This is a genomic window from Haloplanus vescus, from assembly GCF_900107665.1.
Classification (GTDB): Archaea; Halobacteriota; Halobacteria; order Halobacteriales; family Haloferacaceae; genus Haloplanus; species Haloplanus vescus.
Genome location: NZ_FNQT01000006.1, coordinates 59939 through 82282 on the forward strand (window position 1 = coordinate 59939; position 22344 = coordinate 82282).

General features: G+C 66.9%; 26 protein-coding genes. 17 read left to right on the top strand and 9 right to left on the bottom strand.

Annotated features, from left to right (window positions below; all coding sequences use genetic code 11):
- The first annotated feature begins 8 nt into the window (after positions 1–8).
- Complete coding sequence (locus BLU18_RS13780; protein WP_092635897.1) at positions 9–815, top strand: DUF63 family protein; 807 nt, start codon at positions 9–11, stop codon at positions 813–815.
- On the opposite strand, the gene BLU18_RS13785 is transcribed toward BLU18_RS13780, so the two are convergent.
- The 4 genes from BLU18_RS13785 to BLU18_RS13800 are packed head-to-tail and all read right to left on the bottom strand — an operon-like array spanning position 812 to position 3237.
- A complete protein-coding gene (locus tag BLU18_RS13785; protein WP_092635899.1) occupies positions 812–1786 on the bottom strand; it encodes a hypothetical protein in 975 nt (324 codons plus the stop codon). The two genes, BLU18_RS13780 and BLU18_RS13785, sit on opposite strands and share 4 nt — an antisense overlap.
- 60 nt (positions 1787–1846) lie before the next feature.
- Positions 1847–2152, bottom strand: a complete 306-nt coding sequence (locus BLU18_RS13790) for a DUF8036 family membrane protein (RefSeq protein ID WP_092635901.1) — start codon at positions 2150–2152, stop codon at positions 1847–1849.
- A gap of 55 nt (positions 2153–2207) precedes the next feature.
- Positions 2208–2483, bottom strand: coding sequence for an ArsR/SmtB family transcription factor (locus BLU18_RS13795; protein ID WP_092635903.1), 276 nt, complete (start codon positions 2481–2483; stop codon positions 2208–2210).
- 52 nt (positions 2484–2535) lie between these two features.
- Entirely contained in the window at positions 2536–3237 is a 702-nt protein-coding gene (locus tag BLU18_RS13800) for a ferritin-like domain-containing protein (protein WP_092635905.1), read from the bottom strand.
- Between the two features lie 155 nt (positions 3238–3392).
- Between BLU18_RS13800 and BLU18_RS13805 the strand changes: the two genes are divergently transcribed.
- Entirely contained in the window at positions 3393–4133 is a 741-nt protein-coding gene (locus tag BLU18_RS13805; protein ID WP_092635907.1) for a nucleoside phosphorylase, read from the top strand.
- 1 nt (position 4134) lies between these two features.
- Positions 4135–5517: a universal stress protein gene (locus BLU18_RS13810; RefSeq protein WP_092635909.1), complete on the top strand. Its 1383-nt coding sequence runs from the start codon at positions 4135–4137 to the stop codon at positions 5515–5517.
- Here the strand turns inward: BLU18_RS13810 and BLU18_RS13815 are convergent.
- Complete coding sequence (locus BLU18_RS13815) at positions 5514–6671, bottom strand: NAD-binding protein (protein ID WP_092635911.1); 1158 nt, start codon at positions 6669–6671, stop codon at positions 5514–5516. The two genes, BLU18_RS13810 and BLU18_RS13815, sit on opposite strands and share 4 nt — an antisense overlap.
- A gap of 94 nt (positions 6672–6765) precedes the next feature.
- Here BLU18_RS13815 and BLU18_RS13820 point away from each other — a divergent pair, with 94 nt between their 5' ends.
- The 3 genes from BLU18_RS13820 to BLU18_RS13830 are packed head-to-tail and all read left to right on the top strand — an operon-like array spanning position 6766 to position 9472.
- Complete coding sequence (locus tag BLU18_RS13820; RefSeq protein WP_092635913.1) at positions 6766–7992, top strand: potassium channel family protein; 1227 nt, start codon at positions 6766–6768, stop codon at positions 7990–7992.
- Positions 7989–9167 carry a DUF8167 domain-containing protein gene (locus BLU18_RS13825; protein ID WP_092635915.1) on the top strand — a complete coding sequence of 393 codons (1179 nt, stop codon included), beginning with the start codon at positions 7989–7991 and terminating at the stop codon, positions 9165–9167. The genes BLU18_RS13820 and BLU18_RS13825 overlap by 4 nt, the downstream gene beginning before the upstream one ends.
- 23 nt (positions 9168–9190) lie before the next feature.
- Positions 9191–9472, top strand: coding sequence for a ubiquitin-like small modifier protein 1 (locus BLU18_RS13830; RefSeq protein ID WP_092635917.1), 282 nt, complete (start codon positions 9191–9193; stop codon positions 9470–9472).
- Positions 9473–9490: 18 nt separating this feature from the next.
- Here BLU18_RS13830 and BLU18_RS13835 read toward each other — a convergent pair whose 3' ends face one another.
- Both BLU18_RS13835 and BLU18_RS13840 read right to left on the bottom strand, forming a co-directional pair.
- Positions 9491–10327: a Rieske (2Fe-2S) protein gene (locus BLU18_RS13835; RefSeq protein WP_092635919.1), complete on the bottom strand. Its 837-nt coding sequence runs from the start codon at positions 10325–10327 to the stop codon at positions 9491–9493.
- A 62-nt stretch (positions 10328–10389) separates the two neighbouring features.
- Complete coding sequence (locus tag BLU18_RS13840) at positions 10390–11184, bottom strand: aldo/keto reductase (protein WP_092635921.1); 795 nt, start codon at positions 11182–11184, stop codon at positions 10390–10392.
- Between the two features lie 137 nt (positions 11185–11321).
- Here BLU18_RS13840 and pyrG point away from each other — a divergent pair, with 137 nt between their 5' ends.
- Genes pyrG through BLU18_RS13885 form a run of 9 tightly spaced genes read left to right on the top strand, consistent with a single transcriptional unit; the run spans position 11322 to position 18166 of the window.
- Positions 11322–12968 (top strand): glutamine hydrolyzing CTP synthase, encoded by a 1647-nt coding sequence (gene pyrG / locus BLU18_RS13845; RefSeq protein WP_092635923.1) that lies wholly within the window; start codon positions 11322–11324, stop codon positions 12966–12968.
- A complete protein-coding gene (guaA, locus tag BLU18_RS13850) occupies positions 12968–13885 on the top strand; it encodes a glutamine-hydrolyzing GMP synthase (protein WP_092635925.1) in 918 nt (305 codons plus the stop codon). Before pyrG ends, guaA begins: the two co-directional genes overlap by 1 nt.
- The gene (locus BLU18_RS13855; RefSeq protein ID WP_092635927.1) at positions 13885–14205 is read left to right on the top strand and encodes a DUF7126 family protein; all 321 of its coding nucleotides are present in this window, start codon (positions 13885–13887) and stop codon (positions 14203–14205) included. Before guaA ends, BLU18_RS13855 begins: the two co-directional genes overlap by 1 nt.
- Positions 14206–14259: 54 nt before the next feature.
- Positions 14260–14574, top strand: a complete 315-nt coding sequence (locus BLU18_RS13860; RefSeq protein ID WP_092635929.1) for a cupin domain-containing protein — start codon at positions 14260–14262, stop codon at positions 14572–14574.
- A complete protein-coding gene (locus tag BLU18_RS13865) occupies positions 14575–15561 on the top strand; it encodes a beta-ribofuranosylaminobenzene 5'-phosphate synthase family protein (protein ID WP_092635931.1) in 987 nt (328 codons plus the stop codon).
- A 24-nt stretch (positions 15562–15585) separates the two neighbouring features.
- Positions 15586–16422, top strand: a complete 837-nt coding sequence (locus tag BLU18_RS13870) for an RAD55 family ATPase (RefSeq protein WP_092635933.1) — start codon at positions 15586–15588, stop codon at positions 16420–16422.
- A gap of 49 nt (positions 16423–16471) precedes the next feature.
- A complete protein-coding gene (locus BLU18_RS13875) occupies positions 16472–17290 on the top strand; it encodes a hypothetical protein (protein ID WP_092635935.1) in 819 nt (272 codons plus the stop codon).
- Positions 17283–17789 (top strand): DUF8135 domain-containing protein, encoded by a 507-nt coding sequence (locus tag BLU18_RS13880; protein ID WP_092635937.1) that lies wholly within the window; start codon positions 17283–17285, stop codon positions 17787–17789. The genes BLU18_RS13875 and BLU18_RS13880 overlap by 8 nt, the downstream gene beginning before the upstream one ends.
- Before the next feature lie 53 nt (positions 17790–17842).
- Positions 17843–18166, top strand: coding sequence for a transcription factor S (locus BLU18_RS13885; protein WP_092635939.1), 324 nt, complete (start codon positions 17843–17845; stop codon positions 18164–18166).
- A 438-nt stretch (positions 18167–18604) separates the two neighbouring features.
- Here BLU18_RS13885 and BLU18_RS14640 read toward each other — a convergent pair whose 3' ends face one another.
- Positions 18605–19075, bottom strand: a complete 471-nt coding sequence (locus tag BLU18_RS14640) for a hypothetical protein (RefSeq protein ID WP_143025279.1) — start codon at positions 19073–19075, stop codon at positions 18605–18607.
- Positions 19076–19323: 248 nt separating this feature from the next.
- Positions 19324–19905, bottom strand: a complete 582-nt coding sequence (locus BLU18_RS13890) for a dienelactone hydrolase family protein (RefSeq protein WP_092635941.1) — start codon at positions 19903–19905, stop codon at positions 19324–19326.
- A gap of 85 nt (positions 19906–19990) precedes the next feature.
- On the opposite strand from BLU18_RS13890, the gene BLU18_RS13895 reads away from it, so the two are divergent.
- Positions 19991–20764, top strand: a complete 774-nt coding sequence (locus BLU18_RS13895) for a PspA/IM30 family protein (RefSeq protein WP_092635943.1) — start codon at positions 19991–19993, stop codon at positions 20762–20764.
- A complete protein-coding gene (locus tag BLU18_RS13900; protein ID WP_092635945.1) occupies positions 20764–22287 on the top strand; it encodes a glutamate-cysteine ligase family protein in 1524 nt (507 codons plus the stop codon). The genes BLU18_RS13895 and BLU18_RS13900 overlap by 1 nt, the downstream gene beginning before the upstream one ends.
- Positions 22288–22344 lie beyond the last annotated feature (57 nt).

The following is a 22344-nucleotide window of genomic DNA, read 5'->3' on the forward strand; positions in this document are numbered from 1 at the left end:
CATCCTCCATGGCCGTCCTCCCCGAGGGATTCGCGCTCCCGCCCGCGCCCTACTTGGTCGCACTCGTCGCCGGCCTCGTCGTCGTGGGTGGGCTCCTTCGCCGGCACCGTCCGCCGGTCACCGACCTGACCGTCCTCGCGTTCGCGCCGTGGATGGTGCTCGGCTCCGCGCTGCACGTCCTCTACGTGCTCGGTACGCTCCCCGCCGTCGTGCGCCCGTTCGCCGGCACGCCCGCCGTCTACCTCTCCGTCGCCGTCGTCGCTGGCGCGGCGTGGCTCCTCACGGCGCGAGTGAGTGCGTCGACGCCACGACTCCTCGCCGCCGCCGGCTGTCTCGCCCTCGTCCCGCCCGCCGTCACCGTCGTCGGCGTCGGTCTCGAACGCGGGTCGCTCCGCCTCCTCCCGTCGCTCGGCATCCTCGTCGGCACCGCCGTCGCCGCCGCGGCGACGTGGGGCGCCCTTCGCCGCGCCGTCCCCGCCGCCACCGTCACCGGGGCGCCGGGCGTCCTCGCCGTCGTCGCCCACGCCCTCGACGGCGTCTCGACGGCCGTCGGCGTCGACCTCCTCGGCTTCGGCGAGCGAACGCCACTCTCAGCGGTCATCCTCGAGTTCGCGGCGTCGCTCCCCACTGCATCGCTCGTTGGAAGCGGGTGGCTGTTCGTCCTCGTGAAACTCGCCGTCGCCGCCGCGGTGGTCGCCGCCCTCGCGGAAACGGTCCGCGAGGCGCCGACACAGGGGCGACTCCTCCTCGGCTTCGTCGCCGCCGTCGGACTCGGCCCCGGCGTTCACAACGTGTTGCTCTTCGCCGTCGCCTAGACGAACCGCAACTGGTAGTCGTAGTACCGCCCGTCGTACAGCGCCATCCCGACGCCCGGGTCCTCGGTGTACGCGTCCTTCTCGATGTTGCCGTCGAGGTACGCGCGGGCGTGAAGACTGGTTAGCACCGAACGGAATGCTTCGGAGTAGGGGTGTGACTCCTCGTAGTGTTCACCTTGCGCTGTCCGGAGAATTGACCGCGCCTCGGCCGAGAGCGAGTCGCCCGACAGACGAGTGTCGACGAACTGCGCGCGGAGAATCGCCTCCATCCGCTCGGGCGACTCGGCGACCGGGTCGACCGTCGCTCGGTACACGGGTTCGTAGAACCGTTCTCGGCTCACCCGGAGTTCGTACATCGTCTCGCGGTAGGCGACGTGCGAGGGGGCGTCGTCGCCGAGCAGTCGGCTCTCGCTCGCCCGCTCCTCGCCGCGGTAGACGTACCCGCCGCGCTGGACGAGTCCCCACGGCGCGCCGCCGACGTTGCCCCGCGCTCGGGCCGCCATGTGGGCGACGTGGACGGCGGTCTGGTCGGCCTCCGAGAGCGAATCGGCGTCGACGGCCGACGGCGCGTCGCTCGACTCGGCGTCGGCGACTTCCGCCAGTCGAACCACGGGATGCGTGACTGCGCGTTCGTTCACGACGACGTGGCCGAGGCGGTAGTACGTCCCCTCGTGGCGGGCGTAGCGCGGGTCGTCGGACTGGGCGCCGAAGGGCGTCCGCTGCTGGGTCGTGTACGTCTCGCCGGCGAGCGCCGCCGCGAACGCCTCGTCGTCGTCCGGGCGCTCCGTTTCCGCGAAGTCGACGACGTACCCGTCGCGCAGGGGCGTGGGAGCGTCGGACAGGTAGAGTCGGAGGCTGGTGTCGGCGTCGTCAGACGTGTCGTCGCCGCGGAGCGAGTCGAGACAGCCGGCGAGGCCGACGAGGCCGGCAGTCGCGCCGGCGGTCAGTAACTGTCGTCGTTGGAGGGGCATACACCGCCCGTCACCAGCCAGCGGGTTGTGTGTGTTGGTCGCTAAAAGAGACGGTTGTGCCTAGTCCCAGGTGGCCCACGTCAGGAAGGCGAGCCCGAGCGCTTGGAGGACGTGGAGCGTCATCGTCGCCCGCCAGACGATGACGGGCATCTGCGTGCTGTACCATATCGAGAGGTCCGGGTCCAGCAGGTAGTAGTAGAGCGTCAGGCCGTTCTCCGCGAGGAGGAAGACGGAGAACAGCAGGAGTCCGAGGGTGTGTTTCGTCCGCACCGCGAGGTAGTTGCGCCCCCAGACGTAGCCGAGTGCGATGAGCAAGCACACGTTCACGACGGTGGCGAGTCGCGCGATGTCGGTCCACACGCTCATCCTCGCCCACCGTCCGTCGAACGCAACCTGTCCGCCGTGAGTGTTGTCGTCATGTTCAGTCCACCTGCTCGATTATCTCCTCGACGAGGTCCCAGTGGTCCTCCGCCTGCGGTGTCGGCAGGTACACCGCCCCGTAGTCGTCGCCGCTGCTTCGCAACACGCCGTTGTCCACCAGCACGTCGAGGTGGTGCTGGACGGTCTTGTAGTGGAGGTCGAGTTCCTCGGCGAGCTGGTTGGTGTTTCTCGGTCGCTCGTCGAGCGATTGGAGGAGCCTGATACGGTTGACGCCACCGCGGGTACCGGTGAGCACGTACCAGAGGCGGGCCTCCATCATTCAGTTGCAGAGTGACCACCACGGTAAGCCCACCGGCAGGGGGACTGCCTCAGAAGTCGACGATGAACCCACCAGCCGCGTCCAGAATCTCGCTCATGCTCTGTGCGTCGTCGAACGCTTCCGGGAACGGGTCCTTCTCGTTCAGGGTGTTCAGGTACGCCGCGTGCCGCCCCTCGACGGTGGCGATGGTCGCGCCCGCCGTCAGCAGGTCCGCGTTCTCGATCATCGAAATCGCGCCGTCGTACGCCGAGACGCCCGTGTTCTCCAGCACGCCCGCGACGGCGATGAAGTCGTCCACGTCCTCGACGCCGAAGTCGTAACACGCCTCGGCCACCGGGTCGCCGCCCAGGTCGCCGATAACCGTCGTCAGCGTGTCGACGTGTGCCTTCTCGTGGTCGCGAATCGCCTCGAAGTTGGGGCGGACGTCCTTCCGGGTTCGGTACGCCAACCCGTTGAGCGTCTGCGCGCGCTCGAAGTCGTTCTCGCCGAACCGTTCGAGGCCGTCGCGGTAGAACGCGTGTTCGAGGTGTTCGAGCGTGAGCGCGTAGTTCAACACGTCGACGTCGGTCGTCTCGTCGCTCTCGGCCTCCTGTGCCAGCGCGGCGTTCGACCCCGCGATGGAGAGCGCGAGCGTTCCGGCGCCTGCCGCGGCCGACCGCTGCAGGAACTGTCGCCGCGACGCCGCCGATTCGCCGCGCAGGTCGTCGACGATCCAATCGAGCCAGCCCGTCTGGGAGTTGTCGTCCGTCATTGCATATCGGTAGAGGCCGGACACACATATGATGATTTTCCGAGGTGTTACCGAACCACGGCCCAACCCCCGCCGAACGCTCACCGAACCTTCACCGAATTTCGATTCGTGGCGTGCCGGGAACGTTTTTCTCCCCTGCGGCGCGAGGGGCCTGTATGGCACTGCAGCCGCATCTTCGAGTCGACACGGGCGACGTACACGACGTGGCGTTGCTCCCCGGCGACCCCGATCGGGTCGAGCGCATCGCCGACGCCTGTGACGACGGCTCCGTCGAAGAACTGGCGCACAACCGCGAGTATCACCTGTGCAACGCCGAGTACGAGGGCGTGCCCCTGACCATCTGTTCGACCGGCGTCGGGTCGCCCTCGGCGGCCATCGCCCTCGAAGAGCTCGCGGCCGTCGGCGTCGAGACGGTCATCCGCCCCGGAACGACCGGCGCGCTCCAAGCCGACATCGAAATCGGTGACATGGTCGTCGCCACCGCCGCCGCCAAGGAGGAGGGGACGACCAAGCGCTACGAGCGCGTCGAGTATCCCGCCGTCCCCGACCACGACGTGGTGTCGGCGCTCGTCGCCGCCGCCGAGTCGAACGACGAGGCGATTCACGTCGGCCCCGTCGTCACCGACGACGCCTTCTACGCCGAAACCGACGACTACGTCGAGGACTGGGAGGCGGCGGGCTTGCTCGCCGTCGAGATGGAGGCCGCGGCGCTCTTCACCCTCGCCCGACGGAAGGGGCTTCGTGCGGGCGCCATCTGCACCGTCGACGGCAACCTCGTCGCCGGCACGCAGAAGGGGAGCGGCGACGCCACCGAGGACGAACTCCCGCCGAAGGCCCGCAACAACGTCGAGCGCATGATCGAACTCGCCCTCGACGCCACCGCGACGCTCGGATAGGATGTTCGACCGAGTTCTCGCTCGTCTCGTCGCCGCAGCTCGTCGCGTGCGACGATTCGAACGGCGCGAACTCGACGCTTTCAGTCGCTGGCTACAGGACACCGGCAACCTCCTCCACCTGACGGTACTGGTGGCGGTGCCCCTGCTCATCGCCTCGGTCACCTTCATCTCGAACGCCCTCGCCGAACTCTCCTTCCTGCTCTTCCCGCCACTCGCCTCCGGGACGTACACCCTCTTTTCGGACCCCGAGGGGCGCTACGCCTCCCCCCATCGATTCGTCATCGGCCTCGTCGTCGGCGCGTGCTGTGGGTGGGCGGCTATCTGGCTCTCGATGCCTGTGGCGACGGGCTGGGTCGTCTCGCCCGCCAGCGCCGCGCTCTCGATTTTCCTCACCGGCGCCGTGACGTGGCTGCTCGACGTGGAGGAACCCGCCGCCTTCTCGACGGCGCTTCTCGTCCTCGTCACCGACGACGTCTCGCCCGAGGCGTACGTCACGAGCGTCGCCGTCTTCGGCGGCCTCGTCGCCGTCGTCTTCTCGGTCTGGCGCGCTCGCTTCTACGAACGCCGCTCGCAGTACCTCTACGACACCGCCAAGAGCGACGACCACGTCCTCGTTCCGATGCGTGGCGACCACGAACGCGCGGAGACGACGGCCCTGTTCGGAGCCTCACTCGCCGCCTCACACGACGCCGGGAAGGTGGTGTTGCTGGCGGTGCTCGACCCAGACGAGGCCGCTGATGACCCGTCGCTCGACGACGTGGCCGCGGAGACGGCCGAGCGCCTCGAATCGACCGCCCGAACTGTCCGGACGAAAGCGGGCGTTCCCTGTGACGTGGTCGTCGCTCGCGGCCCGCCGGTGTCGACGACCATCGAGACGGCGTCGAACACGAACTGTGACCTCGTGGTCACGCCGTACGAGGAGGACCGCGGACTGCTCTCGGGGTACGTCCGTGGCGTGTTCAACAGCCGATTCGACACCATCGCCTTTCGTCCGACGACCGGCGCGCGTCGCTGGCGACGGGTGCTCGTCACCGTCGCCAAACCCGGCGACACCGCCCACGCGATGCTCGATTTCGCGGCGCGGCTGGTCGGCCGGATTGGGAGTCTGAGCGTCTGCACCTGCATCGACGCGGAGGTGGAGCGCCGAACCGCCGAGAAGCGACTGGCCGACCTCGCCGAGACGATCGAGGTGGACGTGGAGACACGCGTCGCTCGCAGCGAGATTACGGCCTTCATCGGCGCCAACGCCGGCGCGTACGACCTGCTGTTCGTCGGGTCGTCCGGCGAGCGCTCCCCTGCCTCGCGGTTCGTCTCGCCGCCGACATTCGAGCGCCTGCGCGACGTCGACTGCGACGTGGCGGTGTTCGACCGCGGGAACTCCTAGATTTCGTCGAGCAAGCGGTCCGCGATGGCCTCGGTGTCTACGTCCCGGCCGCCGAGCGCGGATTCGACCAGCAGGTGGCTGCCGATGCTCGCGGGACTGATGACGGTGTCGGCGCCCGCCCGCCGGAGTTTGTCGACGTTCTCGCGCTGGGTCGCCGCGGCGACGATGTGGACGTCCGGCGCGAGTTGGCGCGCGGTCAGCACCGCAAGCGCGTCCGCGCCGTCGTCGTTCGTCGCGGCGACGACGGCCCGCGCGTCCTCGATGTGGACGCGCTGAAGCGTCGCCTCGTCGCTGGTATCGCCCACGAGCGTATCGACACCGCGTTCGCTGAGTCGTCGCGAGATGTCCTCGTCGGGGACGATGACGAGGAAGGGTGCTTTGCCGTTCAGTTCTTGGATGAGTGCTTCGGTCAGGTCTCCGTACCCGAGCACGAGTATGTGGTCGTCGAGCAAGTCGAGTTCTGATTGTGACATTTTACCGAGTGCTTTGACGAGTCGGGCCTCGATGGCCGGGGTGAGCAGGACACCGAGCGCGATGGCGAAGCTCGCGGTGCCGACGACGAGCGCCGAGATTGCGAACAGCCGTGCCACCGCCGTATCCGGCGTGATGTCGCCGTAGCCGACGGTACTGGACGTGACGATGGAGAAGTAGAGGGCGTCGACGAGCGTGTCGAGGCCGTTGAACTGCTCGTTGAGAGCGTACGCGCCGGTCGTGATGTACACCTGCGAGCCACCGAGGGCGAGGAAGGCGGCAATCTGCGACGCCGAGAAGTCGACCGTCCGGTCGAAGCGACGCCGATTGAGGGCGACGGCGGGCAGAGCCAGCACCGACAGCACCACCAGCGGGACCGACGTTTCGCTCGCCTGTATCAGCCCTTGGGCCGCCGAGACGACCAGCAGACAGAGCGTCGAGTACCACGCAGAGCGCAGCCCTCGCCGCAGGCCGAGCGCACTCCCGAGCAAGAGGAAGCCGGTGAGCGTCCCGGTAAACCCGGCGGTGGTGCGGGCGACGGGCGGGACAAAGGGGACGAGGGGCCGCCCCGTGGGCGACCCCATGTGGACGAGACCAGTCACCATCGAGAGCGCACCGGCCAGGAGGGTGAGTCCGACCGCAGCGCGCACGCCGAGGAGTTGGTCACCCCGACTCACAGCCATTGACCTACGCTCACGCGCCCGACTGATAAACCACTCGTCGTCGCCCGGGCGTTCGCACGCAACCACTATTAGTCGTCCGCGCCCAGACCGGACCATGGCTTCCTTCCCGGTCGAGGTGCTATTCGGACTCTATCTCGGGGTTCTGACGGGCATCGTCCCGGCGCTGGTCGCGTGGGGGTTCGGTTTCGCGTTCAAGTACATCACCGGCGTCACCATACCCGCCCTCGGTGTCGTGGTTCTCTCTGTCGCCATCGCGGGCGTCAACGGCGGGCTGATGGCGCTCAACGACCCCACGTTCACGCAGTCGGCGAGTCAGGTCCGACTCAGCGTCGCGGTCATCTTCGTGTTGATGCTGTCACTCTACGCCCACAGCGTCGGCGACAAGATGGGCGCTGAGTTCCCCCGCAAGCTCTCCCTCCGAAAGCTCACCAACCGCACCCTCTCGGCCGACGTGGTCGAACTCGTCGGCGGACGCGGGCTGGTCGAGGTGCGCATCTCGGGCGACATCGACGACATGGAGGGCTACCCCGCCGTCCCCGCCGACCTCCGGAGCGAGATTCGGGAGTGGTCGAGTACGTTCCCCGCGGACGTACCGCTCGTCGAACTGGAGTCGCGGGTCGCCGACCGCCTCCGCACGGAGTTCGACCTCGCGGACGTGTCGGTCACGCTGGACGAGCGAGCGACGGCGACAGTCGCCGCCGCGCCGCCACTCGGTGGGCTGTCGAAGCGCATCCCCTCGGGCAAGCGCGGCGTCTCGGTTCGGGCGCTCCTGCCCACGGGCACCGCCCGCGGCGACGAGGTGTCGCTCGCGACCCCCGACCGCCGCTACCGCGGCACCGTCGTCAGCCTGCGTAGCGACCACGCTCGCGACGCCGCGATGCGAGTCGCAGACACCGACGGCGGCACCGACGTGGCTCCCGACCCGACGCTCAGTCCGTCGCTCCCCGTCGCCGACGGCGGTGACGGACGCCTCACCGTCGCCGTCGACGCCAGTCAGGCGTCGTCGTTGCTCGGGGACACCGTCGACCGCCTCACCGTCCAGTCTCGGGGCACCCGCCGCGAGTACGAACTCCTCTCCTTGCTCCGCTGGGCGGGGAACCGCATTCAGAAAGTCGCGGTTCGAGAAGGGGCCCCACTCGCGGGTACGACCATCGGCGACGCCGCCGTCCGCGACACGCACGGCGTGACGGTGCTCGCCGTCCGCCACGAGGGGAACTGGCAGTTCGCACCCCGCGGCTCGCAGGCGCTCACCGCCGGTGACGACCTGTTCGTCGTCGGGACGAACGACGCGATAACCTCGTTCCGGGGGGCCGTGGCATGAGCGTCCTACAGGTGTCGGCCCCAGCTGTCGACTCGACGCTGCTCCGCACGCTCGCCGAACTGCTCGCGTTCGGCGTCGGTGCCGCCGTCGTCGGCGGTGCCTCGGCGCTCGTCTATCGCTGGTACACGAAGGCCCGGTTACCGCTGTGGCTGTCGGTGTTGTTCGGCCTCTCCGGCGTGGCGCTGACGCTCAACACCGTCGGCGTCTTCTCCGACCTTCTCAGCGGGTCGACGGGCATCTTCGACACCGCTCGCATGCTCTACAACGTCGCGGCGCTCGGCGCTGGCGGCCTCGGTGCGCCCGCGGGCCGTCTCGTCGGTGACCGCATCGCGACGGACGTGTTCGCCGTCACTGGCATGCGTGAACTCGACGTCGAGGTGAGTCGCCTCGTCCGCTCCGTCGGCCGCATCACCGACGTGACGCTCCCCGAGGACGCCGACGACATCGGCGACATCGATGGGTACGACCCCGTGGCCCAGTCCATCAAGGAGACGCTCGCGGGCAAGACGCTCATCTTCCCGCGGCGCCTGACTGTCGCCGAACTCGAAGACCGACTGGTCACGCGCCTGCAGGACGACTACGGCGTCGGCCACGTCGACGTCGAACTGACCGCGGATGGCACCGTCGAGTATCTCGCGCTCGGCAGTCGGGCTACCGGCATCGGCCCGACGCTCGCACCGGGCACCGTCGCCATCGCGGTGCGGGCCGACCCCGCGAACGCTGCCAGTCCCGGTGACCGCGTGCAGGTGTGGGGGACCGGTCCCGAACCGGAGCGACTCGTGACCGCCGAACTCCGCGCGCACGTCGACGACGTGGCGACGCTGGTCGTCGACGAACAGGACGCGCCCCGACTCGACGCCGACGAGACGTATCGGCTGGTGACGCTCCCGACCGAACCGCAGGCCGAACGCGAGTTCGCGTCCCTGCTTCGCGCCGCCGAGGAGACGATGTACGTCCTGACCGTCGCGGCGGGGAGCGACCTCGTCGGTGCGACCGTCGAATCCCTCGATGCGACGGTGGTCGCGGTGAAAAGCGCCGACGGCGGCATCGACGACCTGCCCGACGACCGAACCCTCGCCGCCGGTGACTCGGTGTATCTCGTCAGTCGCCCCGACACGTACCGCCGACTCGACGCCCGGAGTCGCGGCCCGGACGAGGAGACGCAACTCCTTTGACCGCCGGCGCGCGAGAGGTAGCCATGCAGTGGAAGTTGTTCGCGGACCTCGCGGAGGTGGCTGGCGACCGGGAGATTCGCGTTGAGACCGAACCGGGCGCGACCGTCGGCGACGCGCTCGACGAACTGCTCGACGCCTACCCGGCACTCCGTGACCGTGTCCTCGACGACGACGGCAACGTCGCCGACCACATCAACGTCCTCCGGAACGGCGAGAACGTCCGCGCTGGAAATGGGTTGGCAACGACGCTCCAGTCTGGTGACGAACTCGCGCTCTTCCCGCCGGTCAGCGGTGGGCGCGCGTAACGCCGGCTCGACGGAGGATTAGTCGGGACGGGGTCGAGCGACGAACAGCGTCTGGACGAGCGAGAAGGGGTCGTACGTCGACTGGTGACACTGGCAGTAGACGTTGTTCGGGTCGCCGAAGCGCGCGGCGTCCTCCGTCTGCTTGTAGCCGGGCACACAGCAGAAGTGCGTACACTTGTTGAGCCACGCGATGAAGCCCTCGTCCGTACTGGCCTGAAGCCACTCGTTGTCCTGTGCGGCCTCTTCGATTTGCGAACTCCGCATCAGCTGGATCGGGATGACGTCTTCCGCGTCCTCGGAGCGCCAGCGGCCGGTCGCGGGCTTGCCGACGCCCGCGGTACCGATGCCGTTGCCCCACTCCTCGTAGTCGCTGAAGTCGTCGACGTGGAAGCGGTCGCCGCCCTCCTTCCTCTGGGACTGCCAGTCGTAGGCCGGATTCGACCCCGAGCGGAAGTAGTTCTCGCTCTCGTAGTCGGGCTGGATGCCCGCGTATCCCTCGACGCCACAGTACTGGAACCACTCGGAGGAGTAGGTGGTGCCGCCGAGGTCCATCTCGGCCACCTGCACCTGTCGCCCGCCCTGTGCGACGGTTTCGACGGAAGGCCACACGCCCTTGATGTACCCCTCGGAGTCGATTTCGAGGGGAATCTGGGGCATGCCGCGCGGCGCCGGGCCGCCGGTGTTCTCGATGGCCCACGCCTGTGTCGTCCCTCCACCGGACCCGGGCGAAGCGGTCGCGCTGTTGACGGTGACCGTCCCGAGGGCGCCCACGCCGGCGAGCGCCGAACCACCGACGACCCCCTTGACGAATCGCCGTCGGCCACTCTCCTCGGGATACTTGTCGTCCGCGCTCATGTCCGACCCTTAGTGCGGGCTGTAAAAAGCGTGACGAAGTGCCAAACGTTACCCGATGTTCTCTATGCGTTCCAGGGCGCTTCGGGGAAGTCGACGATTCGCTCCTCGCGGTCGATGCTATCGATGCGAGCCACGTCCTCCTCGTCGAGTTCGATATCGCGGGCGGCGTAGTTCTCGCGGATGTGCGACGGCGTCCCCGACTTCGGGATGGCCGTCACGCCCTTGGCCATCACCCACGCTAGCGACACCTGCGCGGGCGTCGCGTCGTGTTTCTCGGCCACCTGCTGGATTTCGGACACGTCCGCCACGTCGTTGCGCGCGATGGGCGCGTACGCGACCAACTGGTAGTCGTGGCGCTCGGCGTGTGCGCGGAGTTCGTCCTGTTGGAGCAGGGGGTGCAGCTCGACTTGGTGGGCGGCGGGTGGCTCGCCGAGGTGGTCGATGGCCTCGTCCATCTGGGCGGGCGTGAAGTTGCTGAGGCCGACGTCGTGGGTCAGACCCTCGTCCCGTGCCGTCGCGAGCGCCGACAGCGTCTCCTCGGGGTCGTAGGTGTCGAGCGGCCAGTGGACGTACAGTAGGTCGAGGGCGTCGACGCCGAGCAAGTCCAGACGCTCGCGCGCACTCGCGAGGAATTCGTCGCGCCCGAGGCGGTCACGCCACACCTTCGAGGCGAGGCAGACATCGTCTCGGGCCACGTCGCTCGTGGCGATGCCCTCGCCGACGGCGGCTTCGTTCTCGTAATACTCCGCGGTGTCGACGTGTCGATACCCCGTTTCGAGCGCCGTTCGGACGGCTTCGGCGCAGTCCTCCGGGTCGGTCAACTGGTAGGTGCCGAACCCGAGCGGTGGAAGGTCCATATCGGCGACACGACTTCGACGGGGTCGTATCCTGTGGTCCCGGCACCACCCACCGGTTCGCGCACGACGAGTGTCCACGCGACACACGCCGCGGGCCCAGGCGAAACGATTTTGATGCGCGCTCGCGCAGGGTCGTTATGCCGACGGAACCCGAAACAGGGTACGACCCGGAACTGGGTCGGAAGTTCATTTTCGTAACCGGCGGGGTGATGTCCGGGCTCGGCAAGGGAATCACGGCCGCCAGCACCGGCCGCCTCCTGTCGAATGCGGGCTTCGACGTGACCGCCGTCAAGATAGACCCCTACCTCAACGTGGACGCGGGGACGATGAACCCCTACCAACACGGCGAGGTGTACGTCCTGAAAGACGGGGGCGAGGTCGACCTTGACCTCGGTAACTACGAACGCTTCCTCGGGACCGACATGACCTCGGACCACAACGTCACCACGGGGAAGACGTACAAGCACGTCATCGAGAAGGAACGCGCGGGCGACTACCTGGGCAACACCGTCCAGATCATCCCCCATATCACCGACGACATCAAGCGTCGCATCCGCGAGGCCGCCGAAGGGACCGACGTGTGTATCGTCGAAGTCGGCGGCACCGTGGGCGACATCGAGGGGATGCCCTACCTCGAAGCCCTCCGCCAGTTCTCCCACGAGGAAGACGAGGGCGACGTGCTCTTCACCCACGTCACGCTCGTCCCGTACTCGAAAAACGGCGAGCAGAAGACCAAGCCCACCCAGCACAGCGTGAAGGAACTCCGCTCCATCGGCCTCCAGCCAGACGTGCTGGTCGGCCGGTGCGAGGACCGCCTCGACTCCGAGACACGGGAGAAGATAGCGCTGTTCTGTGACGTGCCCATGGACGCCGTCTTCTCGAACCCCGACGTGGAGGACATCTACCACGTCCCCCTGATGGTCGAAGAGGAGGGCCTCGACGAGTACGTGATGGAGCGACTGAACATCGCGGACGAGGCGCTTCCCGAGGGCGAACGCGACAGTCGCTGGCGGGAACTCGTCACGCGCGACCGAACCGGCGAAATCGACGTGGCGCTGGTCGGGAAATACGCCCTCGAAGACGCCTACATGTCGATTCACGAGGCGCTGAAACACGCGGGCATCCACGAACAGGTCGAAGTGAACGTCCAGTGGGTCGACGCCGACGAGATGCGCGACCACCACACCGAACGCCTCCGCGAGGCGGACGCGGTGGTCGTCCCCGGCGGCTTCGGGTCCCGCGGCGCCGAGGGGAAAATCGAGGCCGTCCGCTACGCCCGCGAGAACGACATTCCCTTCCTCGGCCTCTGTCTCGGCTTCCAGATGGCCGTCATCGAGTACGCGCGGAACGTCCTCGGTCTGGAGGGCGCCCACTCCGCCGAAATCGACGAGGACACGCCCTACCCCGTCATCGACCTCCTGCCCGAGCAGTACGACCTCGAAGACCTCGGCGGGACGATGCGTCTCGGCGCCCACGAGACGGACATCCAGTCCGGAACCCTCGCTCACGAGGTGTATGACGCCGACTCCTGTACCGAACGCCACCGCCACCGCTACGAGGTCAACCCCGAGTACATCGACGACCTCGAAGCCGGAGCACTCACGTTCTCCGGGCGCGCAGGGAACCGCATGGAAATCGTCGAACTCGACGACCACCCGTACTTCCTCGGGACGCAGTTCCACCCCGAGTTCCGCTCCCGACCCGACCGCGCGAGTCCGCCCTTCGTCGGCCTCGTGAACGCGACGCTCGAACAACTCGACGAGGAACGGGAGGTGCAGGCCTGATGGTCGACGTCGACAGCTTCATCGACGAGGCAACCGAGGAGATTGCCAGCGAAGTCGGCGACGCCAACGCCATCATCGCGCTCTCCGGCGGCGTCGACTCGTCCGTCGCGGCCGCTCTCGCCTACCGCGCCATCGGCGACCAGCTGACTCCTGTCTACGTCGACACGGGGCTGATGCGCAAAGGCGAAACCGAGCAGATTCGCGAGACGTTCGCGTTCATGGACAGTCTCCGCGTCGTCGACGCCAAGGACCGCTTCCTCGACGCCCTCGAAGGCGTCACCGACCCCGAGGAGAAACGCCACGTCATCGGCGAGGGGTTCATCCGCGAGTTCGAACGCGCCGCCCGCGACACCGACGCCGACTACCTCGTGCAGGGGACCATCTACCCCGACCGCATCGAGAGCGAGGGCAACATCAAGTCCCACCACAACGTCGGGGGCCTCCCCGAGGTCATCGACTTCGACGGCATCGTCGAACCCGTCCGCGACCTGTACAAAGACGAGGTGCGCGAGGTGGCGCGAGCCCTCGACCTCGAAGAGGTCGTCTCCGAGCGAATGCCCTTCCCCGGCCCCGGCCTCGCCGTCCGTATCATCGGCGAAGTGACCGCGGAGAAGTTGGAAGTCGCTCGCGAGGCGTGTCACGTCGTCGAAGAGGAAGTCGCCGAACACGACCCGTGGCAGGCCTTCGCGGCCGTCATCGGCAAGGCGACGGGCGTCAAGGGCGACAACCGCGTCCACGGCTGGGTCGTCTCCGTGCGCTCCGTCGAGAGCCGTGACGGCATGACCGCGCGGGCACAGGACCTCCCGTGGGAGACGCTCCAGCGCATCCAGAGTCGCATCACGGGCGAGAACGACAACGTGGCCCGCGTCGTCTACGACGTGACCCACAAACCGCCCGCAACCATCGAGTACGAGTGATGACGCGAGCCATCCTCGCCGGCCCGGACGACGCCGGCCTCGGCGCCGCACTCGAAGGTGAGGGCATCGACGTGGCGCGTGTCGAGGGCGTCCTCACCGCGTCCGTGTTGGCCGAGGCCGGCCTCGACGACGCCGACCTGTTCGTCCTCACGGACCTCGACGAGGCGACGGCCATCGCCGTCGCCAAGGACCACAATCCCGACGTTCGCGTCGTCGTCTACAGCCACGACTCCCTGCCCGAGTTCGCCCGCGGGCAGGCCGACCTCGCGATGGACCCCGACCTGTTCGGGGTCGACATGGTCGCCGAGGAACTGGCCTGAGCGGCGACGCGCCGAGCCACACGTGTTAAGGCGCGGGCCGTCGATTTCTCTCCCATGACACTCGACCGACTGGAGACGCTCGACCCGGACCCCGACGAGGTGCTCACCGCCGAACTCGCCGTCAGCGACGACGTGTTGGTGAAGGCCTTCGCGCTGGGTCCCGGTGCGGAACTCCACGCACACGAACACGCCGACTCGACGAACGTCTTTCACGTCCTCGAGGGGACGGTGACGGTGATTCAGGGCGACGACGAGGAGGAAATCGACGCCCCGGGCGTCGTCCACCACGAACGCGGGGTGGCACACGGCGCCCGCAACGACACCGACGAGGTGGTCGTCTTCACCGCGAGTCTCTGCCCGATGCCCTGAATGACCCGCGCCAGCGTCACGGCCTTCGCGCGCCTGCACTTCGGCTTCTGTAACCTGAGCCTCGCTCGCGAGCGCATCTACGGCAGCCTCGGCGTCGGCCTCGACCGGCCGACGGTCAGCGTCTCGGCGACGCCCGCAGACGGGGTGACCTGCGAGCACTCGGTGGTCCGCGAGTTCGCCGAGCGAGCCGTCGATTTGCTCGACGTGGCCGGCGCCGACCTCTCGGTCGAGGGGGCGTTCCCCCGCCACGTCGGCCTCGGAAGCGGGACGCAGTTCGCCCTCGCGACGCTTGTGGCGGTGGCGCGGGCCCACGACCGGACGGTCGACGTTCGAGCGCTCGCCCCCGACCTCGGCCGCGGCGGGCGGTCGGGCGTCGGCGTCGCCACCTTCCAGCACGGCGGGTTCGTCCTTGACGCCGGCCATCCGACGGCGCGGTTCACGACGGACCGTCCGGCGGTCGGTGCGTGGTCGGTCCCGCCCGTGGCCGCCCGGCACGCCATCCCCGAGGACTGGCGATTCCTCCTCGTCGTCCCCGAATCGCCGTCGGGGCCGAGCGGCGACGCCGAGGACCGGAGCATGCGCTCGGTCGTCGAATCCGCGCCGCCGGCGCCGAGCGACCACCTCGCGGGCGTGATTGCGCGCCGTGTCCTCCCCGCGATTACGGAGGGGTCGGCCGAGCGCTTCGGCGCCGCGGTGGCGGAGGTGGGGCGACTGAACGGGTCGTGGTACGCGGACGAACAGGGCGGCGTCTATCGCCCGCCGGCGGGCGAGCTCGTCGCGGCCCTCGACGACGCGCCGGCCGTCTACGGCGCGGGCCAGTCGTCGTGGGGGCCGGTCGTCTACGGCGTCACCGACGCCGACCGGGCGGTGGCGGCGCGCGAGGCGGGACGGGACGCCCTCGACGCCGCGGGCGTCGACGGGCGCGTCCTCGTTGCGTCGGGGCGAAATCGTGGCGCGCAGGTCGACGGCGAGCGCCGCAACGAATAACTCGCGGACTCTCGTAGGTCGCCCATGGCCCGGATTCCCTTCGGTATCGCTCGCCTCGACTCCATCATCGGGGGCGGTGCGCCCCCGGGGAGCGTCGTGCTACTGAGCGGCGAGGCGGGGGCCGGCGCCCGCGAGTTCGTCCACACGAGCGCCGCCATGAACGGGCTCTACTACGGCGATTCGGAGGCTTTCGATCTCCACTACGGCGACATGGACGCCCGCGCCTCGCCGCCGGACGAGATTCACTACGTCTCCTTCACTGCCGGCGGCGACGACGTGGAACGCGAGATGGGGTACACGATGAACGAAGAGTTGGTCCGGGACGCCTCGGACCACGTTCACTTCTGTGACCTCTCGCCGGAATACTTCCAGTTGAGTCCGATTCCGCGCTCGTGGTACGCGGGCAAGACGCGGACGGTGAACGACCTCGCCGCCGAGGAGCGCCGCGAGAGCGCACTCGAAGCGCTCGCGGACTACCTCGGCGCCCACGCCGCCGGCAACCTCGTCGTCGTCGACTCCGTGACCGACCTCGTCGCCGCCGTCAGCGACGACATGACGTGGAGCGACATCGCCCTCCTGATGAAGGGGATTCAGAAGGCGGCCTACGATTGGGGTGGCCTCATCCTCTTGCTCGTTCAGGAGGAGACGCTGGCGCCGACGGAACTCGGCCACCTGATGGACGCCGCGTCCGGCACCCTGCAGTTCGGGTGGGAGAGCGGTGGCTCCAAGCGCGCGCGGACGATGTTCGTTCGGGAGTTCCGTGGCGTTCTCTCCCGAATCGAGCAGGAGAACATCATCCGCTTCGAGACGGAAGTCCACGAGGGCGGCTTCGACGTGAGCGGCGTCCGGAAGATTCGCTGACACCTTCTGCGACCAATACTTATACCGCCGGGGACCCAGCCACTACGAGATGGCACGGGAGCAGTCCGAGGCACTCCCGCCCGAACTACGGGAGTGGGTCGAGCAGCGAGCGGCCGAGCGCGACACCAATCCAGCGACGATTCTCGCACGCGCCGTGACGATCTATCGTGCGCTCGACACCGAGTCCGAGGACCCCCACACGACGCAGTTGGACACCCTCGATTCGGAACTCGAGGACCTCGACGACCGTCTCTCGACCCTCGAAGACGACGTGGACGAGAAAGTCGAGGACGTCCGCAGTCGAATCGTTCAGGTCAAGCGCGAAGCCGACGAGAAAGCGCCTCGCGACCACGACCATCCGGACCTCGAAGAGCGCCTCGACGTCGCGGGTCGCACCGCCTCCGAAGCGGCGGAGAACGTCGAGGACCTCGCCGACCGCCTCGACCGCGGCTTCGAGAACTACGAAGAGATTCTGGAGTACCTGACCGACGCGACCGACGACCTCGACGAGAAGGCCGACGCGCTGGCGAGTGCCGTCGTCGACGTGCGCGCCGAACTCCGGCGCGTCTCGGCCGCTGAGCACGACCGCAAGGCGGTCGACGACCTCCAGACTGCGGCGAATCGCCACGGCGAGCGCACCGCCGCCTGCGGCGACTGCGACGCGACGATTGCGCTCGGCCTCCTCTCGCGGCCGCGCTGCCCGCACTGCGAGGCCACGTTCGTGGAGTTCGAACCCTCGTCCGGCTTCTTCAGTAGCGCGACGCTGGTCACCGGCGACCACCTCGCACTCGACGACGGCGAGGTCGACGTGCCGGACGGCCCGGCGGACCTGTTCGAGGCGGAATCCGGAGGCTCGACCGATGGCTGACGACGAAGGCTCGGGCGCCGACGACCCCACCGACGCGGACGACGACCCCGCGGACGACGAACCCCTCGGTGACCTCGCGCGCGAGGTGCGCGCCCGCCGCGAGCGTCAGGCGGCGTCGGAGTCGGTCGACACCGACGCGCCGCCGGACGCCGACCTCTTCGGGTCGGCTGACGCCGACGCGCCATCTGACAGCGACCCCTTCGAATCGGTCGACGTGGACCACATCGACGAGGACGCCGTCTGGGAAGCCTTCGCCGAAGGCGACACCGGGCAGGAGGCGTCAATCGGCCTCGAATCCCCGGCCGAGACGGCCCCCGAAGCCGACGAACACGTCGTCCCGAAGCGTGACTTCTGTCAGCGCTGCCCGCACTTCTCGGCGCCCCCGGACACCGCCTGCACGCACGAGGGGACGACCATCGTCGAGATGGTCGACACCGACCACTTCCGCGTCCGCAACTGCCCCATCGTCGAGGACGAGGACGCCACCACGCCCGACTGACTCCTCCCGACGACTCGGGGAACCTTTGAGTGTCGACCCGCTACCCCGACTCAATGCAGTTCTGTGATGACTGCGGGTCGATGATGGTCACCCGTGACGGCGAGATGGTCTGTACCGACTGCGGCGCGACCAGCGAACGCGACGAGGAACGCGCCGCGGAGTTCGTCTCCACCGAATCCCAGAGCGACGAGGAACTGATAGAGACGGAGGAGGGCGCCAACTTCGAGGGCAAACCCACGGCGACGGACGTGACCTGTGACGACTGCGGGCACGGCGAAGCGTGGTACACGATCAAACAGACCGGTGCCGCCGACGAACCGCCGACGCGATTCTTCAAATGTAAGGAGTGCGGGTATCGCTGGCGGGAGTACAACTAAGGTGACATTTGCAGTAGATCCGGTTTTGAACGCATTCTCACAAGACTATACTAGAAATAGAGTTAGACGCATCTATCATGACGGGAGTTGATTCTGGATATTAGTAATTGTTTCTCGAACCATAATTAACGTACTTTCTGCTTCTTGTTCATCTGGTGATCGATCTGGGTGTGCAACTTGATTTCTCCGTTCTTTTAGGAAATCTAGGTGAGATAATATTGGTGGTTTATCATTATCTGTATAATGGTCGTCTAGTTCAGATAGAACTTGGCCAAATGTTCGGTCTTCGATGTCCCTACCGGTCTCGTTTTCATACCATGCATTAAGTCGTTCTTCAACTGCCCGTAGAGAAAGAAAAACTGTGGATGTTGGACACTGGAATGCTAGCGTTTGACATGCTTCTGTTAGGTCTGATTGAGTTTGGGCCGGCAAGTCTTCTCACATAGATTTCTCATGAAATAATTCTTTAGGATTCTGCATAGCCTGTTCAACATCAATTAGGCCCCTATTTTCAATACGAATCAAACCTATTGATGCTAGTTCTTCTGTTATTATATTTTCCCACGTGTCTACGGTCTTTAACAAATTATTATAATCATTCTGGTCTAAATGGATTTTTCCTTCATCTCTTTCGTCTTCTTCAGAAATATACGATTCAATGAGGTCATTCTTGGTATGTTCAATATCTGTTAGAACCGAGGTATCTAGTCTTGATTTCTTGAATATATAAGTGACATCTTCTAGTCCATCAAGTATATAATTTCCATCTTCGTCATCATAACTTGTAAATGGAAATTCGTGGCCTGCTGCAAGATATAGATAATTCATTACTTTTCCTAAGTGATATGCATAGTTCAGGTCAAGCCATTCCTCGTTTTGTGGTGTATCTAAACTCTCTTCTTCGCTCATACGAATTGCAGATCTTATCAAATTGGTAAAAGATTTTCTACCTCCTATCTTCGGTGTGGCCTTACAATACAGTCAGCGGCCGTCACGCAAATGAGTGGTATGGGTGTCTATTTCCAACGACGGGTGAGCTACTTCTATTTCTAATATCTCTCCACTGCGTCCGTTACGGCGGAGAAAACCTCTTGCCGTAGCCCGCCAAATACAGCGAGAGGGCTGTACTTGTAAGCCAGATCCGTCCGTTCAGACATCTAAAGTCGCTCGCCGACCCACGCGGCAACCCGCTCTCCCACCTCCACTTCCTGCCCGACGAAGCGATGGTCGGTGGAAAACGTCTCCACCGTCCCGACGGCCTCCTGAACTGCGTTGGCCACCCGGTCGGCGTCGACCGTCTCGTCTCGCGTCCCGTAGCCGACCCATAGCGGTGCGTCGATAGCCGAGACGGCGGCGACGACATCGGTGCCGTCGTCGAGACGCGCCACGGGCGCGAGCGCGGCCACGGCGTTGACGTTCGTTTCACTCGCGGCGGCGAGGGCGACGCCGCCGCCGAAACTGTAGCCGAACAGCCCCACCCGGTCGTAGCGCTCGGCGGCCCACGCACACGCTCGGCGGGCGTCGGTGCGTTCGCCACGTCCCTCATCCCACGGGCCGTAGTCGAGGCGGAGGCAGTCGGCGTCGAGGGCGTCGCTCACCGCGCGGAGACGCGCGTCGTGTCGGTCGCCGCCGTACTGCGGATGAGGCGGGCAGGCGACGACGACGGTGGCCGCGCCCTCGCCGTCGAGACTGGCGCGGGCGTCGCGGCCGCCGGGGAGGGCGAGGCGTTCGGTTGGCACGCGACGCCGTAGGCTACGGGTGCATACGTGCCTGTCGCTCGCGCGGCGGATGAGATTTTAACCCTCGCGTCCCAAACGGGGTGGTATGGGAATACTCTCGCGGGCCTCCTACGTCGTCCGGTCGAAGCTCAACGCCCTTCTCAACCGGGCCGAAGACCCCACCGAGACGCTCGATTACTCCTACGAGCGGATGCGCGACGAACTCCAGCAGGTCAAGCAGGGCATCGCCGACCTGACCACTCAGAAGAAGCGGCTGGAGATTCAGAAGCGACGGCTGGAGGAGAACGTCGAGAACCACAACGAACAGGCGCGCGAAGCGGTGCGGCAGGACCGCGAGGATTTGGCTCGGCGAGCGCTGGAGAAGAAAAAGCAGAAGATGAGCCAAATCGACGACCTGGAGGAGCAGATTGCCGACCTTCAGTCGACACAGGACGACCTCGTCGAGAAGAAAAACGAGCTGCAGCGACGTATCGAGGAGTTCCGGACGAAAAAGGAGACGATGAAGGCGCGGTACGAGGCGGCGGAGGCGTCGACGCGCGTCTCCGAAGCCATGAGCGGCGTCGGCGACGAGATGAGCGACGTTTCGCGTGCGCTCGAACGCGCCGAGGAACGCACCGACGAGATGGAAGCTCGCTCGGAGGCGATGGACGAACTCCAGGAGTCGGGCGCGTTCGAGGACGCCCTCTCCGACGAAGACGAAATCGACCGCCAGCTGGAGGCCGGCCGAACCCAGTCGGAGGTCGATGCGGAACTGGAGACGCTGAAAGCCGAGATGGGGGAATCGAGCGACGGCGACACCGCAGATTCCGAAATCGAGGCCGAACTCGACGAACTCCGTGAGGACGAGGAGTCGTCCTGATGGGGGCCGACCGTGACCTCGTCGACTCGGTCGAGCGTTCGCTCGCCGCCGAGACGCGCGAGGAGTTCGACCGGAGAGTCCGGGCGCAGGCCGACCGCATCCGCGACGACATCCGGGCAGGCCGTCTCGACACCGGCGAGTTCGCTATCGGACTGGAACTGGAGGCGTACGCCGTCGACGGGCAGGGGCGCCTCGCCCGGATTCCCGAGGATGCCTTCGAGCGCGGCGGGTTCGCGAAGGAACTCGGCGTCCACAACCTCGAACTCAACACCGCGGCGACCGTCTTCGACGCGGCGGGGGTGGCCGAACAGGCGGACCGGTTAAAATCGAGTGCTGCCGCCGCGACGGACGCCCTCGAAGCGGATGACCTCGCTCCGGTTCTCGACGCGATGTGGACGATTCCACCGGCGATGGGGACCGACGACTACCTCGGGTCGGTCGAGACGCGTGCAGGGATTACCGTCGCCGAGCACATGCGCCAACACCCGCGCTACGTCGCCCTCGACGAGGAGATTCGGGAGCGAAGCGGCGGCCGAATCACGCTCGACGTACCCGGTGTCTCCCTCGACTACCCGACCATCCTCCTCGAATCGCTCGCCACGTCGATGCAACCCCACCTCCAGGTGCCGGCCGTCGAGGACTTCCCCGCGTACTTCAACGCCGCCGTCAGAACGCTCGGGCCCGTCCTCTCGTTGACGAGCAACGCCCCGTTCCTCCCGGCCGACTGCTACGACGACGACCCCGACATCGTCGAGGCGACGCCACACGAACTCCGGATTCACGTCTTCGAGCAGAGCATCAACGCCGACGCCCCGCGCGGCGAGGGGATGGTCCGCTTCCCCGACGACGTCTCGCGCGCGACGGACGTGGTCGACCGCGTCGTCGCCGACGAGACGTACGCGCCGGTCCTCGCGGACGGCGAGGAGAATCCCGACGACTACCGAACGACCATCCGGGAGTACGACCACAAGCGCGGCGTCCACTGGCGGTGGGTCCGCGGCGTCGTCGGCGGGCAACCGGTCGGCGCCGCGAAGACGGGCGCCTCGCTCCGCATCGAGTACCGACCGATTCCGACGCAACCGACCGTCCGCGACACGCTCGCGGTCCAACTGCTCGTCGTCGGCCTCGTCCGGGGTCTGGTCGCCGCCGACCACCCGGTCACCGACCTGCCGTGGACCGCGGCCCGCGACTGCTTCTACGACGCCGTCGCCCGCGGCCCGGACGCCGACCTCGCGTGGGTGACGGCGTCGGGCGACCGCACCGACGACTCCGAGGTGGTGTACGACGAACTGTTCGCGTTCGCGCGGCGCGGCCTCCGCGAAGCGGGCCTCGACGACGACGTTATCGACGGCTACCTCGACCCCGTGGAGCGCCGACGCGACGGTACCGTCCCGAGCGCGTGGAAGAAAGCGCGCGTTCGGGAGGCCGTCGCCGACGGCGCGACGCTCTCCGAGGCCATCGAGCGGATGCAACGCGCGTACTTCGACCACGCCGGCGGTGAGACGGCCTTCGTCGACTGGTAACGTCGCCCCGGCTGTCAGTCTCACCCACACGCTTATGGTGACCGCGTCTCGATACGA

Bases quoted from the DNA above. Each gene is read 5' to 3' on its own strand.
- BLU18_RS13855 (WP_092635927.1), top strand. From the start codon at position 13,885: ATGACGCGAGCCATCCTCGCCGGCCCGGACGACGCCGGCCTCGGCGCC.
- BLU18_RS13795 (WP_092635903.1), bottom strand. From the start codon at position 2,483: ATGGAGGCCCGCCTCTGGTACGTGCTCACCGGTACCCGCGGTGGCGTC.
- BLU18_RS14640 (WP_143025279.1), bottom strand. From the start codon at position 19,075: ATGAGCGAAGAAGAGAGTTTAGATACACCACAAAACGAGGAATGGCTT.
- BLU18_RS13870 (WP_092635933.1), top strand. From the start codon at position 15,586: ATGGCCCGGATTCCCTTCGGTATCGCTCGCCTCGACTCCATCATCGGG.
- BLU18_RS13785 (WP_092635899.1), bottom strand. From the start codon at position 1,786: ATGCCCCTCCAACGACGACAGTTACTGACCGCCGGCGCGACTGCCGGC.
- BLU18_RS13860 (WP_092635929.1), top strand. From the start codon at position 14,260: ATGACACTCGACCGACTGGAGACGCTCGACCCGGACCCCGACGAGGTG.
- pyrG (WP_092635923.1), top strand. From the start codon at position 11,322: ATGCCGACGGAACCCGAAACAGGGTACGACCCGGAACTGGGTCGGAAG.
- BLU18_RS13780 (WP_092635897.1), top strand. From the start codon at position 9: ATGGCCGTCCTCCCCGAGGGATTCGCGCTCCCGCCCGCGCCCTACTTG.
- BLU18_RS13800 (WP_092635905.1), bottom strand. From the start codon at position 3,237: ATGACGGACGACAACTCCCAGACGGGCTGGCTCGATTGGATCGTCGAC.
- BLU18_RS13825 (WP_092635915.1), top strand. From the start codon at position 7,989: ATGAGCGTCCTACAGGTGTCGGCCCCAGCTGTCGACTCGACGCTGCTC.
- BLU18_RS13885 (WP_092635939.1), top strand. From the start codon at position 17,843: ATGCAGTTCTGTGATGACTGCGGGTCGATGATGGTCACCCGTGACGGC.
- BLU18_RS13900 (WP_092635945.1), top strand. From the start codon at position 20,764: ATGGGGGCCGACCGTGACCTCGTCGACTCGGTCGAGCGTTCGCTCGCC.
- BLU18_RS13840 (WP_092635921.1), bottom strand. From the start codon at position 11,184: ATGGACCTTCCACCGCTCGGGTTCGGCACCTACCAGTTGACCGACCCG.
- BLU18_RS13820 (WP_092635913.1), top strand. From the start codon at position 6,766: ATGGCTTCCTTCCCGGTCGAGGTGCTATTCGGACTCTATCTCGGGGTT.
- BLU18_RS13895 (WP_092635943.1), top strand. From the start codon at position 19,991: ATGGGAATACTCTCGCGGGCCTCCTACGTCGTCCGGTCGAAGCTCAAC.
- BLU18_RS13810 (WP_092635909.1), top strand. From the start codon at position 4,135: ATGTTCGACCGAGTTCTCGCTCGTCTCGTCGCCGCAGCTCGTCGCGTG.
- BLU18_RS13880 (WP_092635937.1), top strand. From the start codon at position 17,283: ATGGCTGACGACGAAGGCTCGGGCGCCGACGACCCCACCGACGCGGAC.
- BLU18_RS13875 (WP_092635935.1), top strand. From the start codon at position 16,472: ATGGCACGGGAGCAGTCCGAGGCACTCCCGCCCGAACTACGGGAGTGG.
- guaA (WP_092635925.1), top strand. From the start codon at position 12,968: ATGGTCGACGTCGACAGCTTCATCGACGAGGCAACCGAGGAGATTGCC.
- BLU18_RS13790 (WP_092635901.1), bottom strand. From the start codon at position 2,152: ATGAGCGTGTGGACCGACATCGCGCGACTCGCCACCGTCGTGAACGTG.
- BLU18_RS13835 (WP_092635919.1), bottom strand. From the start codon at position 10,327: ATGAGCGCGGACGACAAGTATCCCGAGGAGAGTGGCCGACGGCGATTC.
- BLU18_RS13805 (WP_092635907.1), top strand. From the start codon at position 3,393: ATGGCACTGCAGCCGCATCTTCGAGTCGACACGGGCGACGTACACGAC.
- BLU18_RS13830 (WP_092635917.1), top strand. From the start codon at position 9,191: ATGCAGTGGAAGTTGTTCGCGGACCTCGCGGAGGTGGCTGGCGACCGG.
- BLU18_RS13815 (WP_092635911.1), bottom strand. From the start codon at position 6,671: ATGGCTGTGAGTCGGGGTGACCAACTCCTCGGCGTGCGCGCTGCGGTC.
- BLU18_RS13865 (WP_092635931.1), top strand. From the start codon at position 14,575: ATGACCCGCGCCAGCGTCACGGCCTTCGCGCGCCTGCACTTCGGCTTC.